The organism is Glaciihabitans sp. INWT7 (assembly GCF_014217685.1).
Taxonomy (GTDB): domain Bacteria; phylum Actinomycetota; class Actinomycetes; order Actinomycetales; family Microbacteriaceae; genus Lacisediminihabitans.
Genome location: NZ_CP043653.1, coordinates 92,590 through 106,941 on the forward strand (window position 1 = coordinate 92,590; position 14,352 = coordinate 106,941).

General features: G+C 68.0%; 18 protein-coding genes. 12 read left to right on the forward strand and 6 right to left on the reverse strand.

Features of this window, described 5'->3' with window-relative positions:
- The first annotated feature begins 35 nt into the window (after positions 1 to 35).
- From F1C58_RS00445 to hemL, 9 genes are all read left to right on the forward strand, one after another.
- Entirely contained in the window at positions 36 to 350 is a 315-nt protein-coding gene (locus F1C58_RS00445) for a YtxH domain-containing protein (protein WP_185202111.1), read from the forward strand.
- A gap of 7 nt (positions 351 to 357) precedes the next feature.
- Complete coding sequence (locus F1C58_RS00450; RefSeq protein ID WP_255461174.1) at positions 358 to 768, forward strand: phage holin family protein; 411 nt, start codon at positions 358 to 360, stop codon at positions 766 to 768.
- Positions 765 to 1,004: a DUF3618 domain-containing protein gene (locus F1C58_RS00455; RefSeq protein ID WP_185202112.1), complete on the forward strand. Its 240-nt coding sequence runs from the start codon at positions 765 to 767 to the stop codon at positions 1,002 to 1,004. The genes F1C58_RS00450 and F1C58_RS00455 overlap by 4 nt, the downstream gene beginning before the upstream one ends.
- A gap of 105 nt (positions 1,005 to 1,109) precedes the next feature.
- Positions 1,110 to 1,826: a hydrogen peroxide-dependent heme synthase gene (gene hemQ, locus F1C58_RS00460; RefSeq protein ID WP_255461175.1), complete on the forward strand. Its 717-nt coding sequence runs from the start codon at positions 1,110 to 1,112 to the stop codon at positions 1,824 to 1,826.
- Positions 1,823 to 3,055: a ferrochelatase gene (locus F1C58_RS00465; RefSeq protein ID WP_185202114.1), complete on the forward strand. Its 1,233-nt coding sequence runs from the start codon at positions 1,823 to 1,825 to the stop codon at positions 3,053 to 3,055. Before hemQ ends, F1C58_RS00465 begins: the two co-directional genes overlap by 4 nt.
- Entirely contained in the window at positions 3,052 to 4,008 is a 957-nt protein-coding gene (hemC, locus tag F1C58_RS00470) for a hydroxymethylbilane synthase (protein WP_185202115.1), read from the forward strand. The genes F1C58_RS00465 and hemC overlap by 4 nt, the downstream gene beginning before the upstream one ends.
- The gene (locus F1C58_RS00475; RefSeq protein WP_185202116.1) at positions 4,005 to 4,808 is read left to right on the forward strand and encodes a uroporphyrinogen-III synthase; all 804 of its coding nucleotides are present in this window, start codon (positions 4,005 to 4,007) and stop codon (positions 4,806 to 4,808) included. The genes hemC and F1C58_RS00475 overlap by 4 nt, the downstream gene beginning before the upstream one ends.
- Positions 4,809 to 4,852: 44 nt before the next feature.
- Complete coding sequence (gene hemB, locus F1C58_RS00480) at positions 4,853 to 5,779, forward strand: porphobilinogen synthase (RefSeq protein WP_370543722.1); 927 nt, start codon at positions 4,853 to 4,855, stop codon at positions 5,777 to 5,779.
- Between the two features lie 51 nt (positions 5,780 to 5,830).
- The gene (gene hemL / locus F1C58_RS00485) at positions 5,831 to 7,198 is read left to right on the forward strand and encodes a glutamate-1-semialdehyde 2,1-aminomutase (RefSeq protein WP_185202118.1); all 1,368 of its coding nucleotides are present in this window, start codon (positions 5,831 to 5,833) and stop codon (positions 7,196 to 7,198) included.
- Between the two features lie 133 nt (positions 7,199 to 7,331).
- Here the strand turns inward: hemL and F1C58_RS00490 are convergent, their stop codons facing one another.
- Both F1C58_RS00490 and F1C58_RS00495 read right to left on the reverse strand, forming a co-directional pair.
- Entirely contained in the window at positions 7,332 to 7,733 is a 402-nt protein-coding gene (locus F1C58_RS00490; protein ID WP_185202119.1) for a DUF1304 domain-containing protein, read from the reverse strand.
- Between the two features lie 42 nt (positions 7,734 to 7,775).
- Positions 7,776 to 8,801, reverse strand: coding sequence for a 6-phosphofructokinase (locus F1C58_RS00495; RefSeq protein WP_185202120.1), 1,026 nt, complete (start codon positions 8,799 to 8,801; stop codon positions 7,776 to 7,778).
- Positions 8,802 to 8,917: 116 nt separating this feature from the next.
- Here F1C58_RS00495 and F1C58_RS00500 point away from each other — a divergent pair, with 116 nt between their 5' ends.
- A complete protein-coding gene (locus F1C58_RS00500) occupies positions 8,918 to 9,349 on the forward strand; it encodes a DUF4190 domain-containing protein (RefSeq protein WP_185202121.1) in 432 nt (143 codons plus the stop codon).
- A gap of 61 nt (positions 9,350 to 9,410) precedes the next feature.
- Here F1C58_RS00500 and F1C58_RS00505 read toward each other — a convergent pair whose 3' ends face one another.
- Positions 9,411 to 9,896, reverse strand: coding sequence for a pyridoxamine 5'-phosphate oxidase family protein (locus F1C58_RS00505; RefSeq protein ID WP_185202122.1), 486 nt, complete (start codon positions 9,894 to 9,896; stop codon positions 9,411 to 9,413).
- A gap of 29 nt (positions 9,897 to 9,925) precedes the next feature.
- Complete coding sequence (locus tag F1C58_RS00510) at positions 9,926 to 10,804, reverse strand: rhodanese-related sulfurtransferase (protein WP_185202123.1); 879 nt, start codon at positions 10,802 to 10,804, stop codon at positions 9,926 to 9,928.
- Between the two features lie 59 nt (positions 10,805 to 10,863).
- On the opposite strand from F1C58_RS00510, the gene F1C58_RS00515 reads away from it, so the two are divergent.
- Entirely contained in the window at positions 10,864 to 11,784 is a 921-nt protein-coding gene (locus tag F1C58_RS00515; RefSeq protein ID WP_185202124.1) for a DNA-3-methyladenine glycosylase, read from the forward strand.
- Positions 11,785 to 11,793: 9 nt separating this feature from the next.
- Positions 11,794 to 12,339 carry a thioesterase family protein gene (locus F1C58_RS00520; protein ID WP_185202125.1) on the forward strand — a complete coding sequence of 182 codons (546 nt, stop codon included), beginning with the start codon at positions 11,794 to 11,796 and terminating at the stop codon, positions 12,337 to 12,339.
- 43 nt (positions 12,340 to 12,382) lie between these two features.
- On the opposite strand, the gene F1C58_RS00525 is transcribed toward F1C58_RS00520, so the two are convergent.
- On the reverse strand, positions 12,383 to 12,607 hold the full coding sequence (locus F1C58_RS00525) for a hypothetical protein (protein WP_185202126.1): 225 nt from the start codon (positions 12,605 to 12,607) through the stop codon (positions 12,383 to 12,385).
- A gap of 85 nt (positions 12,608 to 12,692) precedes the next feature.
- Entirely contained in the window at positions 12,693 to 14,243 is a 1,551-nt protein-coding gene (locus F1C58_RS00530) for an NAD(P)/FAD-dependent oxidoreductase (protein ID WP_185202127.1), read from the reverse strand.
- Between the last annotated feature and the right edge of the window lie 109 nt (positions 14,244 to 14,352).

The window sequence follows — 14,352 nt, forward strand, 5'->3', positions numbered from 1 at the left end:
ATGCCCATTCGGGCACGCACAGGACGGAGCAAATCATGCGAGGCAAAATTCTGCTCGTCGTCGGACTGGCCGCCGGCTATGTGCTCGGCGCCAAAGCCGGACGCGGTCGCTACGAAGACATCAAACAGGCCACCAGCAAGCTGTGGGGAGACCCGCGGGTGCAGCGCCAGGTGAAGAACGTCGAAGGACGGGCCAAAGATTTCGCCAAGGACAAGGCCCCGGAGGTCGTCGACTTCCTCAGCGACGGTGCCAAGAAGGTCGTGTCGCAGATTGGCAAGTCCGGATCGTCGAAGTCCCCGGCGTCACGCTCGGCGGCGGCGGCCAAACCGGCATCCGCCAGCGGAAAGTAGTTCGATAGTGAACGACGACACCACGTCGCGAAAGTCGCTCTTCGCCCTGATCGCGGACCTTCCCAGGCTCGTCATCGGACAGGTGAAGAACGAGATCGAGCAGTTCAAGAGCGAGTTGATCGCGAAACTGAAGCACGCGGGCATCGGCGTCGGCCTCTTCGCCGGCGCCGGATTCGTCGCGTTCTTCCTCTTCGCCGTGCTCATCGCTGCGGCGATCCTGGCCTTCGCCACCATCGTGCCGGGCTGGCTCGCGGCGCTCATCGTCGCCGCCATCCTGCTGGTGATCGTGGTGATTCTCGTGCTCGTCGGGTTGCGCCAGGTTAAACAGGGCGTGCCGCCCGCACCCACCGAGACGATCAAGAGCGTGAAGAAAGACGTCAACACCCTCAAAGGGCTGGGAAAGCGGGAGAACCGATGACTGACACCTCACCGATCGAGTCGATCGAGACCCGTATCAGGACCAACCGCTCCGAGCTCGAAGAGACCCTCGACGCGATCGAAGACAGACTCAATGTGCCGAAGCAGGTCGGCAAACTGACAGCTAAAGCGCAGTCCTCGTACGAGGAGAACCCCGTACCGTGGATCATCGGAGCGACCGCAGCCGTGGTCGTCATCGGCGGCATCGTGGCCTGGGCGATCTTCGGCAACGACTAGATACTTCTTACGACGTCGATTCGCTACGACCTGTAGCGAGCACTCTCCCGCACAGGCGCACGGCCGCTTTTTGTTCTCGCAGCGATGCGGGGGAGGATAGACGGCATGAGCACCACCCCGACCCCGAACGGGCATCCCCTCGGCGAGCCTGCGACCACCGAAGACCACACCACGACGGGCTACACCCTCTGGGCGGTCTTCCGCCGGGACGGCGGGGCGCCGGCCGGTGACGACGTCGCGTCCGTGTCCAGCGCGGTCGCCGAGGTGGAAGCAGCAGGAGTCACCGTGCGTGGGTTCTACGACGTCTCGAGTCTCCGCGCCGACGCCGATTTGATGATCTGGCTCCACGGTGGCACACCCGAGACCCTGCAGTGGGCGCTGCGCGAACTTCGTCGCAGCACCTTGCTGCGCACCCTGCTTCCCACCTGGAACGCGATGGGCGTGCACGTCGACGCCGAGTTCTCGGCCAGCCACCGGCCCGCGTTCATGCGGGACAAGGAGCCGGAAGCCTGGCTCACGGTCTACCCCTTCGTGCGCTCCTACGAGTGGTACATCCTGCCAGAGGAGGAACGCCGCGGGATGCTGGCCGACCACGGACGCAAGGGCGGCGCCTACCCGCAGGTGCTCGCCAACACCGTGGCATCCTTCGCCCTCGGCGACTACGAGTGGATCCTGGCGCTCGAAGCGCCTCAGCTCGTCGACCTCGTCGATCTGATGCGTCACCTCCGCCAGACCGAGGCGCGGCGCCACGTGCGCGAAGAGGTGCCGTTCTACACGGGACGTCGCATCGCCGTCTCCGAGATCGCAGAGGTGCTGCGATGAGCATCACCAATGGTGAGCTGGCCGGTGAGCTCGTTCGAGGAGCCACGGATGCGGCGAAGCACGGCCCGAAGCACGTGACCGAACCGACCGCCTATGACGCCATTTTGCTCGCGAGCTTCGGCGGTCCGGAAGGCCAGGACGACGTGATCCCGTTCCTGCGCAACGTGACCCGCGGTCGGGGCATCCCCGATGAACGTCTCGAAGAAGTTGCGCACCACTATCGCGCGTTCGACGGCATCAGCCCGATCAACCAACAGAACCGCGAGCTCAAGGCCGCACTCGAGGCGGAACTCGAGCGCCGCGGTATCGACCTCCCGGTGCTGTGGGGCAATCGCAACTGGGCCCCGTTCATCCGCGATGCGGTCGCCGAGGCGAACGAGCGAGGCTTCACGAAGCTCATCGCCATCGGCACGAGCGCCTACAGCTCGTATTCCAGCTGCCGCCAGTACCGCGAGGACTACGCGGCTGCACTCACCGACACCGGTCTCGACGGCGTGATCCAGATCGACAAGGTTCGCCAGTTCTTCGACCACCCCGGGTTCGTCACACCCTTCATCGATGGGTTGCGCACCGGTCTCGCCGAAGTCGCAGCAGCCGGCATCCCGCTCAGCGAGACCCATGTGCTGTTCTCCACCCATTCGATTCCGTCGACGGATGCCGCGAAGAGCGGCCCCTCGTTCCGCGGGTTCGGCGAAGGCGGCGCCTATGAGGCGCAGCACCGGGCGGTCGCGGAGGTCGTGATCGCGGCCCAGGACGGGAACGGCCCTGAAGCGGCAGTTCCCGCTGCGACCGCAGAGCGAGTCGCTCATTCGGCGGTGGAGTGGAGCCTCGTGTTCCAGTCGCGCAGTGGACCCCCCACCCAACCCTGGCTCGAGCCCGACATCAACGATGCCATCCGTGATCTCGCGGCGGCCGGAATCCGCGCGGTCGTGATCGTGCCCCTCGGGTTCGTGAGCGACCACATGGAAGTGAAGTGGGATCTCGACACCGAGGCGATGGAGACCTCGAACGAGCTCGGCGTGCTCGCCATCCGTGTGCCGACGCCGGGTATCCACGCGGCTTACGTCTCCGGGCTCATCGACCTCGTGCTCGAGCGCCGCGACGGTGTGCCGGCGGCGGAGCGACCCTCCCTCACCGCACTCGGTCCCTGGTACGACGTGTGCCGGTCGGGCTGCTGCGAGAATGTGCGCCTCGGATTCAAGCCCGCCCTCGCGGGGCAGACTCCGTGAGTGGATCCGGCGGCACGCTGCGCATCGGCACCCGCGGAAGCGCTCTGGCCCTTGCCCAGACCGGTGTGGTCGGAGCCGCCGTGGCAAAGGCATCCGGTCTCGAGGTGGAGATCGTGCCGATCGCCACCGAAGGAGACCACTCGACGGCGTCGCTCGCGACCCTCGGCGGCACCGGTGTCTTTGCGAGCGCGTTGCGCGAAGCGCTCCTCGCCGAGACCTGCGACCTCGTCGTGCACTCGCTCAAGGACCTGCCCACCGAGGCCTACCCGGGGTTGCGCATCGGCGCCATCCCGAAGCGGGCGGATGCCCGGGACGCTCTCTGCGCGCGCGACGACCTCACTCTCGAGGCCCTGGCGCCCGGGGCGCGAGTCGGCACCGGTTCGCCGCGCCGCGCCGCGCAGCTGCGGGGCTGGCGCCCCGACGTGGAGGTCGTCGACATCCGCGGCAATGTAGACACGCGCCTGCGCAAAGTAGCCGAGGGCGAGCTCGATGCGGTGGTGCTCGCCGCCGCCGGTCTCGGGCGCATCGGTCGGCTCGACGCGGTCTCGGAGTACTTCGAGCTCGGCAAGTGGGCGACGGCGCCCGGCCAGGGGGCCCTGGCGATCGAGGTGCGCGAGAGCTATTCGAGTACCTTTGCGGCAATGTTGAAGGCCATCGATCATCCGTCCACCCGTCTCGCCGTGCTGGCAGAGCGCGCGGTCCTCGCCCGGCTTGAGGCCGGCTGCGCCGCGCCGATCGGGGCCGCGGGCGTCGTCGACGGCGAAATACTCTTCCTCACCGCCACGGTGTACGCACCCGATGGCACGAGTTCGGTCACCAGTTCGCACGCGCTGGTGCTCGAGGGCAACCCGGCCGAGCGCGCCCTCCTTCCGGCGGAGCTCGGGGACCGGGTCGCCGACGAGCTCCTCGCCCTCGGCGCCGCCGACATCGCTCCGATCGGATCCCTCACGTGAACCCCTACCGCAGCCTCAAGCCCCTCTCCGGATGGCGCGTGCTCGTGCCGCGCGGCGGCAACTGGGGTGACGGCGTCGCCGCCAACCTGCGCACCTACGGTGCCGTGCCGGTGATCGCGCCCATGATCAACTTCGCCAGCGCCGAGAACGCGATGGAGCTCTCCGATGCGCTCAAGCGCCTCGAGCAGGGTCGTTTCGACTGGTTGGTCATCACCAGCGCCACGACCGTGGATGTGCTGATCAGCCAGCAGGTGACGATCCCGCCGACAACTCGCATCGCGGCCGTCGGCGAGACGACAGGCGCCGCACTCACCCTCGCCGGCTATCAGGTCGACTTCGTGCCGGAGAGTGACAACTCCGCCAGGGGGCTCGTGAAGGAGTGGCCGGCCTCCGACATCGTCGGGCGGGTGCTCATCCCGCAGTCGGACATCGCCGAACCGACCCTCGTCGCCGGCCTCGCCACCCTGGGTCTCGAGGTCGAGTACGTCTCTGCCTACCGCACCGTCGGGGTGCCGGTGTCGGAGCATGTGGCCGCGGATGTCGCATCCGGTCGCATTCGCGCCGTGCTCATCACCTCCGGCAGCGTCGCCCGCCAGGTGCAGGCCCAGCTCGCACCTCTGCCAGAAGACACGGTGGTGGCGGCCATCGGCCCGCGCACGGCATTCGATGCCCGTGCTGCCGGGCTCACCGTGCACGTGATCGCGGAATTCCGCTCCGCCAGTTCCCTCGTCGAGGGTCTCGCGGAATATGTGATCGCCCATGGCTCCGATCACGGTGACGACCAGGGAGCCGCGTCGTGACCGGCCCGAGCATCCGTCCCCGGCGATTGCGGGCGACGCCGGCGATGCGCCGGCTGGTCGCGGAGACCCGGATTCATCCGGCGGAGCTGGTGCTGCCCATGTTCGTGCGCGAGGGCATCCGTGAGCCGGTGCCGATCTCCTCGATGCCCGGTGTGGTCAACCACTCTCTCGACTCGCTGCGGCGCGCGGCGGTCGAAGCCGCCGAGGCGGGAGTCGGGGGTGTGATGCTGTTCGGCATTCCCGAGCACAAGGATGCCATCGGCTCCGGCGCGACCGCGGACGACGGAATCCTCAACCTCGCGACCCGTGCCGTCGCCGCCGAGGTCGGCGACGCCGTCGTGGTGCAGACAGACCTCTGCCTCGACGAGTTCACCGACCACGGCCACTGCGGGGTTCTCGCCGCGGACGGCAGCGTCGACAACGATGCCTCCCTGTTGCGGTACCGGGATATGGGCGTCGCGCAGGCCGCTGCCGGATCGCAGCTGCTGGGGCTCAGCGGCATGATGGATGGCCAGGTCGCCGCAGTTCGCGACGCCCTGGACAGCAACAGCTTCGCCGGCACCGCCATCCTCGGTTATGCCGCCAAATACGCCTCGGCGTTCTACGGCCCGTTCCGGGAGGCCGTCGACTCGTCGCTCGTTGGCGACCGGCGCACCTACCAACTCGATGCCGGCAACCGCCGCGAAGGCCTCCGAGAGGTGCTGCTCGACGTCGAAGAGGGCGCCGACATCGTGATGGTGAAGCCCGCCATGAGCTTCCTCGACGTGCTGGCCGACGCCGCTGCCGTGAGCCCGGTTCCCGTCTGGGCCTACCAGGTCTCCGGCGAGTACGCGATGATCGAGGCCGCGGCGGCCAACGGCTGGATCGATCGCCGCCGCGCGGTCGAGGAGTCGGTCGTGAGCATCAAACGTGCCGGGGCGGACGCGATCCTCAGCTACTGGGCCGTCGAACTGGCGGGGTGGCTGCGCTGATGCAACTGTGTTTTCTGATGGGACTGTATTTCTGATGGGACTGTGCTTCTGATGGGCGCGAACGAGACCTACTTCACCCGGGCGAAGCTCTCCATCCCCGGTGGGGTGAATTCGCCGGTGCGGGCTTACGGCTCGGTCGGCGGAACTCCCCGGTTCATGGTGTCGGCGAGGGGCGCATACATCACCGATGCCGACGGGCGCGAATATGTGGACCTCGTCAGCTCGTGGGGGCCGGCAATTCTCGGCCACGCGCATCCGTCCGTCATCAAGGCGGTGCAGGATGCCGCGGCTCGAGGGCTGTCGTTCGGGGCATCCACTCCCGGCGAGACCGAGCTGGCCGAACTCGTGCGCGAGCGCGTGCGGGTGGAGGAGACGAACAGCTCCGGCCAGTCGACCGGGTCGGTTCAGAAGGCGATCGAGAAGATCCGTCTCGTGTCGACCGGCACAGAGGCGACCATGACGGCCATCCGCCTCGCTCGGGGATTCACCGGGCGCGAGCTTCTGGTCAAGTTCGCCGGCCACTACCACGGGCACTCCGACGCCCTTCTCGCGGAGGCTGGATCCGGTCTCGCGACTCTCACCATGCCCGGCTCGGCCGGGGTCACCGCCGCGACCGCCGCTCAGACGATCGTGCTGCCGTACAACGACCTCGATGCGGTACGCGCGCTCTTCGCCGTGCAGGGCAGCAAGATCGCCGCGGTGATCGTGGAGGCGGCATCCGCCAACATGGGGGTCGTGCCGCCGGATCGCGGATTCAACCGCGAGCTCGCAGCCATTGCTCGGGAGAACGGTGCTCTCGTCATCTTCGACGAGGTGCTCACCGGATTCCGGGTGGGCCCGGCCGGCTGGTGGGGCCTCGAGGCCGCGCGAGTCGTGCCCGACGGCGCGGGGTGGATCCCTGATCTCTTCACCTTCGGCAAGGTCATCGGGGGCGGAATGCCTCTCGCCGCGCTCGGCGGCAGGGCCGACGTGATGGACTTCCTCGCGCCACTCGGTCCGGTCTATCAGGCCGGCACTCTCAGCGGCAATCCGGTGGCGGTGGCCGCCGGAATCGCCACGCTCCGAGCGGCGGATGCCTCGGTCTATGCCCGCCTGGACGCCGTCGCCGACCAGCTCGCCTCCGCCGTATCGACCGCCCTCGGCGCCGAGGGTGTCGAGCACTCCGTGCAGCGCGCGGGCAACCTGTTCTCGTTCGCGTTCGCTTCCACAAAGCCGCGCAACTACGACGAGGTGCGAGCGCAGCAGTCCTTCCGCTATCCGCCGTTCTTCCACGCGATGCTCGATGCGGGGGTGTCCCTTCCGCCCTCGGTCTTCGAGGCTTGGTTCGTCACGGCCGCACACGACGAGGCGGCGGTGTCGCGCATCCTCGAGGCGCTGCCGGCGGCCGCGAAAGCGGCGGCTGCGGCGGTGCCCGCGTAGGCTCTTTCGACGGTCGAGCGGCCGTCTGCGAGGTGCTTTCGGGGTCGAGTGGGCCGTGCGCGGCGGCGCTCTCGATGGGCAGCCTGCTCGACAGGCAGGAGACGCGGGAGACTCGCGGGTGACCAGCGCCCCCTCAGCCGAGAAGGGCGGACACCAGCACGAAGAGCAATCCGAGAAACGGCGGGACGCCCTGGATGAGGGCCGATCGGCGTGTCGTCTTGGACGACAGCAGCAGCACAAGCGCCGCGAGCACCATGCTGCCGGCGCCGACGACCATCAGTGTGATCGCCACGGGCAGGGAGACGGCGAGCATGGCGACTCCGAGCCCGGCCTCCACCGCGAGGAAGAGGTTGTAGAACCCCTGGTTGAAGGCCATCGGCTTGATGGTTTCGGCATCCGCCTGACTGCGGATGCCGAAGATCTTCCAGGTGGCGGGCTTCGTCCAGTTCACGCTCTCCAGAGTGAAGATGTACACGTGCAGGAGGGCGGCGATGGACACGAAGATCGCGCCGATGACGAGGAGCACAGTGTTCATGTGTGCCAGTGTGCCAGATGCGCGATCGGGGCGGACGCCGGATCAGCCGAACAGGATCGCGGCCTCGTCGTAGCGGGACTGCGGCACGGTGTTGAGCTTGCCGAGGGCATCCTCGAAGGCGACGTGGGTGATGGAGGTGCCGCTCAGCGAGACCATGCGACCCCAGCGGGCATGGATCACGGAGTCGACGGCAGCCATGCCGTATCGCGTCGCGAGCACGCGGTCGTAGGCGGTCGGCGTGCCGCCGCGCTGGATGTGGCCGAGCGTGGTCGCGCGCGTCTCGATGCCCACCCGCGCCTCGATCTCCGGGGCGATGAGCTCCCCGATGCCGCCGAGGCGGGGACGCCCGAACGCGTCCAGTCCTCGCTCGGAGTGGGCGTCATCCATCGTGTCGAGGTGGAAGCCCTCGGCGACGACGACCAGAGGTGCCCGCCCGCGGTCCACCACGGACTGAACCCACGCCACGATCTGGTCCATCGACGTCTTCTGCTCGGGGATGAGGATGGCGTGGGCTCCGGCCGCCATGCCGGAGTGCAGCGCGATCCAGCCGACGTGCCGTCCCATCACCTCGGCGACCATGCACCGTCCGTGGGAGTCGCCGGTGGTGCGCAGTCGGTCCATGGCATCCGTCGCGATCTGCACGGCGGTATCGAAGCCGAAGGTGTAGTCCGTCGCGGAGAGGTCGTTGTCGACGGTCTTCGGCACGCCGACGATCTTGATGCCGGCATCCGTCAGACGCTTGGCGGCCGCGAGCGTCCCCTCGCCGCCGATCGCGATCAGGGAGTCGACTCCGAGTCGCTCCATATTGGCGCGCACGACCTCCGCGCCGCCGTTCTCTTCGAACGGATTGGTGCGGGAGGTTCCAAGGATGGTTCCCCCCTGCTTGCCGATGCCCTGGATGTCTTTGCGCTCCAGGGGGATGATGTCGCCTTCGACGACTCCGCGCCAGCCGTCGCGAAAGCCGACGAACTCCTGTTTGTAGATCTGTGTGCCCTTGAGAACGGCGCCGCGGATGACCGCGTTCAGCCCGGGGCAGTCTCCGCCGCTGGTGAGGATTCCAATGCTCATGAGCCCATCATTCCGTAGGTTGGCCGCCCGCCGTTCACTCCCGTGCCTGAGGCGCTCGCTAGAGTCGAGGAAAGCGCAGACCACGGGGGGATGCGCGCCCACAACCAAGGAGCATCATGTCTGAACTCAACGGGGTTCCGAATCCCCATCCGTCTGACGGGCAGCCTCCGGTGACGCCTCCCCCGCCCGCAGCACCGGATGCCTACGCCTCATCCACTCCGGCGGCGCCGGCCTACTCGCAGCCCTCCCCTCAGGCCACGGTCAACCCCGGTCGCACGCTCGGTATCGTCGGCTTCATCCTCGCCTTCTTCGTGAGCCCCGCCGGCATCATCGTGAGTGCGATCGGCTTGGTGCGCTCCCGCAAAGCCGGCCAGAAGAACGGGCTGGCGCTTGCCGGCCTCATCCTGTCGATCGTCTTCCTGATTCTCACCGTCGTCCTCATCGTCGCGGTGGCGGGCGCCGCCGTCGCCCTCCTCAACCAGTGCGCGGAGCTCGGCGGTGGCGTACAGCAGATCGACGGAGTCGCCGTCACCTGCCCGTCTCGCTAGTCGTCACATCGAGAACGGCCCCGTCACCAGACGGGGCCGTTCTTCGTGCTTCGTGCGCCTGTTACAGGTCGACGGTCTTGTTCTCCCCGATGTCGGGCTGGCCACCCGTGACTGCGGCCTTCGCGACCTTGAAGAAGATGACGGGCTTCGGGTCATCGGTGGACCAGTACTCCGCCGAATCCGCGTGCACCTTGATGAGCGCGATGCTGGGATCTTCTTTTCCCTCGGGGAACCAGGCCTCGACCCGCTTGCTCCACAGCTCGTCGACCTTGGCGGCATCGTGCACGATCTCGGCCGTGCCGGCGATCGAGACGTAGCCCTTGCCGGATTCGAGCGAGACGTTAACCTGGGCGTTCGCGGCGATCTCTGTGGTCTTGTCGGAGGGGTCCTGGCTGAAGAACCAGAGGTCGCCATCGAACTCGACCTCCTGGACGGCGAGCGGACGGCTCGTCAGCTGCCCATGATTGTTGATGGTGGTGAGCAGGGCGATGCGCGAGGCCTTGATGAGCTCGGCGACTGTAGCGATTTCTTCCTGATTAGCGGTCATGCGGCGCACGGTACCCGCGAAAAGAGGGCTTAGCTAGCGACGGTCAGCGGATGCTCGGCGCACGCCGTCTCCGGGGCGTGCCGCTCGCACACCACCAACTGCACCCGGCAGGCGGGATCGGAGCAGTTCTGCATGTGCTTCGTTGCTGCGCCGCACCGGTAGCAGCGGCCGATCACCGCCGCCACGGCGCTGAAGTCCATCGACATGCGATTGTCGAAGACGTAGAGCGAGCCCTTCCAGAGGCCGGAGTCACCGTAGGCCTCGCCGTATTTCGCGATGCCGCCGTCGAGCTGGAACACGTTCTCGAAGCCGCGGCTGATCATGAGCGAACTGAGCACTTCGCAACGGATGCCGCCGGTGCAATAGGTCACGATAGGCCTGTCTTTGAGGTGGTCGTAGGCGCCGCTGTCGAGCTCGGCCACGAACTCGCGGGTGTTGCTCACCTGCGGCACCACGGCATCCTCGAACCTGCCGATCTGCGCCTCGAAGGAGTTGCGTCCGTCGAAGAAGACGACCTCCTCGCGGGCGACGAGTTCGTGCAGCTGTTGGGGGCTGAGCCTGGTGCCGCCACCGATCACACCTGTCTTGTCGACCCGCAACTCTCCCGGGGCGCCGAAGCTCACGAGCTCGTCGCGCACGCGCACGCTGAGGCCGGGGAAGTCGTTTCCGGCACCCTCGCTCCATTTCACGTCGATGTCCTTGAAGGCGGGGTACTCGCGTGTGGTGCGGAGGTACGTCTTGACGTCGCTCAGTTCCCCGCCGACCGTGGCGTTGATGCCGTGCCCCGAGACGATGATGCGCCCGCCAAGCCCGAGGGATCGGCAGAGGTCGCGCTGCCAGAGCCGGATCGCGTCGGGGTCGGCGAGCGGGGTGAAGACATAGAACAGCAGGATCTTGGGAACGGCCACCGACCGAGTCTAATTTCTGCGGCGGCCGGCTCTCGGTGGTGCCCCGTATTCTCGAGGGCATGGAACAGGCGCCGCTTCGCAGCAGCTACAGCCCGCCGCATCCGCTCGACCTCGCCCAGACGCTGCGACCGCTCAGTCGCGGAACGGCCGACCCGACGATGCAATGGGATGCTTCGGGCGTCTGGCGCACGCTGCCGACGCCGCTCGGCCCGGCGACCCTCCACCTCTCCCGTGACCACGGCACCGTCAATGCCACGGCGTGGGGGGATGGCGCGGAGTGGGCTATCGACGCGGTGCCGGAGCTGCTCGGTGCCGGCGACGATGCGGGAGACTTCGATGTGTCGCAGAACTCGTTTCTCCACGATTCGCACCGGCGCAACCCCGGCCTTCGGCTGCTGCGTACCGGTCTCGTACTGGAGATGATGATCGCGGCGATCTTCGAGCAGAAGGTCACCGGCAAGGAGGCCCGCCGCGCCTGGTCGACGCTCGTGCGCGCCCACGGGGAGAGTGCCCCCGGGCCGTCGCCGAGTGGCATGCGCGTCTTCCCCTCTGCCTACGCGTGGCGCATGATCCCCTCCTGGGAGTGGCACACAGCGGGGGTCGACCCCCAGCGCTCCCGCACGGCGATCGCGGCGGCATCCGTCGCCGGCGGGCTCGAGCGCACCCTCGCCCTCGGCCGGGGCGGTGCCGAGGTCGCGAAGCGGCTGCGCAGCGTGCCGGGGGTGGGCATCTGGACGGCGGCGGAGACGACGCAGCGCGCGCACGGCGACGCCGACTCGGTGAGCGTCGGGGATTACCACCTGCCTGCGGTGGTCGGCTGGGCTCTGATCGGCGAACCCGTCGACGACGACGGGATGCTCGAGCTCCTCGCCCCGTGGGCCGGCCATCGACAGCGGGTGATGCGGCTCATCGAGGCGAGCGGCTTCGCGAAACCGCGCTTCGGACCACGGATGACCATCCAGGACCACCGTCGCCATTAGCGTTGTTCCGTGCACCTCATCTTTCGGACCTTCCTCGTCTGGTTGCGCCGTAACGGCCCGCGTCTCGACCCGCACGAGGTCGGCCGCCTGGCCTTTCGCGTGCTCCCCACCGATCTCGACGTGCTCGGCCACATGAACAACGGCGTGTACCTGTCGATCATGGATCTCGGGCGCATGGATCTCCTGCAACGCTCGGGCGTCTGGTCCCGGTTGTTGGGTGCCGGATTCTTTCCGGTGATGGCGGATGAGACGATCAGTTTTCGGCGTTCCCTGATGCCGTGGCAGCGCTTCACACTTGAAACCCGCATTGTCGGTTACGACGCGAAGGCGGTCTATGTCGAGCAGCGAATGGTCGTCGCGGGGGAGATCTATGCGCGCGCGACCACGCGCGGCCGGTTCGTGAAGAAGTCCGGCGGCACCGCGACGACGGCGGAGGTCGCCGAGGTGGCTGGTATCGATATCACCGGCCATCCGCTGCCGGAGTGGATGGCGCGCTGGGCCACCGATGTCGCGCTGCCGGCCGCGCGCGTCGCCGCGCCGAGCGAATGGGATTAGCAGCCCAGCCGGGCCGTCTTGTCGCTCAGAGCAGCAGTTCGGGTCAGACGGTGTCGGGCTCCTCGAGCACATCGGGCTGGTCTGCCGTGTCGGGCTGTGCAGTCTGCTCGGGATGGGCGCCGAGCGGACCTCCGCCGAAGTCGGCGGCGCGGGCGGCATCCGCGCTCTGGCGCAGAAGCGCGTCGGCCTCGGCCTGGGCCGCAGCCGCCTCTGACTCGTCGCCCGCGGCGGCACCGCCCTGGTTCGCAAATTGGTCGAAGGTTGCCATGGCGAAGCTCCTAGATCCCGCGGCATTCTCAGCACGCCGCTTCGCACGAGTTTAACCGCCCAGGTTGCGGGAGGCAAAGGCCGGGCTAGTGCCCGTCGAGCACGGCCATCGCGGCATTGTGTCCGCCGAGTCCGCTCACGCCGCCTCCGCGCTGGGCGCCGGCCCCGCACAGCAGGATTCTCTCGTGTGCGGTAGCGACTCCCCAGCGTTCGGCCGCGGTGCCGAGATCAGCCGAGTCCTCGGCGAAAGGCCAGGACAGCGGGGCGTGGAAGATGTTGCCCCCGGGGAGGCCGAGGGCGGCCTCGAGGTCGTGGGTGGTCTTCGTCTCGATGCAGGGGCGGCCCGCGGCATCCCTGAGCAGCAGCGATTCGATAGGCTCCGCGAGCACGCTGTCGAGGGAGTCGATCACGGCGCGTTCGAGAGCGGCACGCACGCTCCCGTTCGATCCGGGGGTGACGAGTCGATGCGGGGTGTGGAGCCCGAAGACGGTGAGAGTCTGCGCACCGGAGGCGGACAGCTCCGGGGAGAGGATGCTCGGATCGGTGAGTGAATGGCAGTAGATCTCCGCCGGAAGCGGGCTCGGGATGTCGCCGCCCGCCGCCGACCGGAACGCGCGGTCGAGCTGGTCGTAGCCCTCGTTGATGTGGAAGGTGCCGCCGAATGCCGCGGCCGGATAGATCGACGCGTCACGGAGGCGGGGCAGTCGGCGCAGCAACAGGTTGACCTTCACCTGGGCGCCCTCCACCGGCTCGCCGGGCTCGCCGAGCAGGCGGGAGAGCACGCTCGGGGCGACGTTCGAGAGCACGGTGCCGGCGTTCACGAGGTGCTCGTCATCGCCATGGCGATAGCGCACGGCGCCATCCGGGGTGATCGTGAGCACTTCGGCGCCGGTGATCATGGTCGCACCGGCTGCGCGGGCCGCACCGGCCAGGGCGCTGGTGACCGCTCCCATGCCGCCGACCGGAACGTCCCAGTCCCCGGTTCCGCCACCGATCACGTGGTAGAGGAAGCAGCGGTTGGCGGCGAGGGTCTCGTCGTGCGCGGGAGCGAAGGTGCCGATGAGCGCATCCGTCAGCACGACTCCGCGCACGAGGTCGTCGTCGAAGCTGCGCTCGATGACCTCGCCGATGGGGCGCTCGATGAAGTCGATCCAGTGCGTGTCATCCACTAGGCGTCGCAGTTCGGAGCGGCGAAGCAGGGGCTCGGTCAGGGTGGGGAACACGGCTCGGGCCAGCGCGCCGGTTCGGCCGTAGAAGGCCTGCCAGGCGTCGAAGTCGGCTCCGAGCGACTCGAACGAGCGGCGTGTGGCCGCGGCATCGCCGTTGTCCACGAGCAGTCCACGGTCGGTGCCGGGAAGTGGGGTGTAAGAGCTGTAGCGACGCCGCTCGAGCCGGATGTCCAGTCCGAGATCCCGGATGACGGAAGATGGCAACAGGCTGACGAGGTAGGAGTAGCGAGAAAGCCGCGCGTCGATCCCCTCGAAGGCCTGCGCCGAGACGGCGGCGCCTCCCAGCTGACCGAGTTTCTCGAGAACTGTTACCGAACGCCCCGACTGGGCGAGATAGGCCGCAGCGACGAGTCCGTTGTGGCCACCGCCGACGATGACGACGTCTTGCATGCTCGTCGTGCTGCTCATTCGCCGGCGCTGCAACGGGTGGGGCAGCGGGTGCTCGAAGGGAGGGCTGCAGAAGGATCGGCCATGAAGCCGATCCTACGAGGGCCCGCGCGGGTTCGACCACGGAGGA

Coding starts and splice junctions, on each gene's coding strand:
- F1C58_RS00515 (WP_185202124.1), top strand. CDS start 10,864: ATGGAACAGGCGCCGCTTCGCAGCAGCTACAGCCCGCCGCATCCGCTC.
- F1C58_RS00505 (WP_185202122.1), bottom strand. CDS start 9,896: ATGACCGCTAATCAGGAAGAAATCGCTACAGTCGCCGAGCTCATCAAG.
- F1C58_RS00500 (WP_185202121.1), top strand. CDS start 8,918: ATGTCTGAACTCAACGGGGTTCCGAATCCCCATCCGTCTGACGGGCAG.
- F1C58_RS00530 (WP_185202127.1), bottom strand. CDS start 14,243: ATGAGCAGCACGACGAGCATGCAAGACGTCGTCATCGTCGGCGGTGGC.
- hemL (WP_185202118.1), top strand. CDS start 5,831: ATGGGCGCGAACGAGACCTACTTCACCCGGGCGAAGCTCTCCATCCCC.
- hemQ (WP_255461175.1), top strand. CDS start 1,110: ATGAGCACCACCCCGACCCCGAACGGGCATCCCCTCGGCGAGCCTGCG.
- F1C58_RS00525 (WP_185202126.1), bottom strand. CDS start 12,607: ATGGCAACCTTCGACCAATTTGCGAACCAGGGCGGTGCCGCCGCGGGC.
- F1C58_RS00445 (WP_185202111.1), top strand. CDS start 36: ATGCGAGGCAAAATTCTGCTCGTCGTCGGACTGGCCGCCGGCTATGTG.
- F1C58_RS00465 (WP_185202114.1), top strand. CDS start 1,823: ATGAGCATCACCAATGGTGAGCTGGCCGGTGAGCTCGTTCGAGGAGCC.
- F1C58_RS00455 (WP_185202112.1), top strand. CDS start 765: ATGACTGACACCTCACCGATCGAGTCGATCGAGACCCGTATCAGGACC.
- hemB (WP_370543722.1), top strand. CDS start 4,853: ATGCGCCGGCTGGTCGCGGAGACCCGGATTCATCCGGCGGAGCTGGTG.
- F1C58_RS00495 (WP_185202120.1), bottom strand. CDS start 8,801: ATGAGCATTGGAATCCTCACCAGCGGCGGAGACTGCCCCGGGCTGAAC.
- F1C58_RS00490 (WP_185202119.1), bottom strand. CDS start 7,733: ATGAACACTGTGCTCCTCGTCATCGGCGCGATCTTCGTGTCCATCGCC.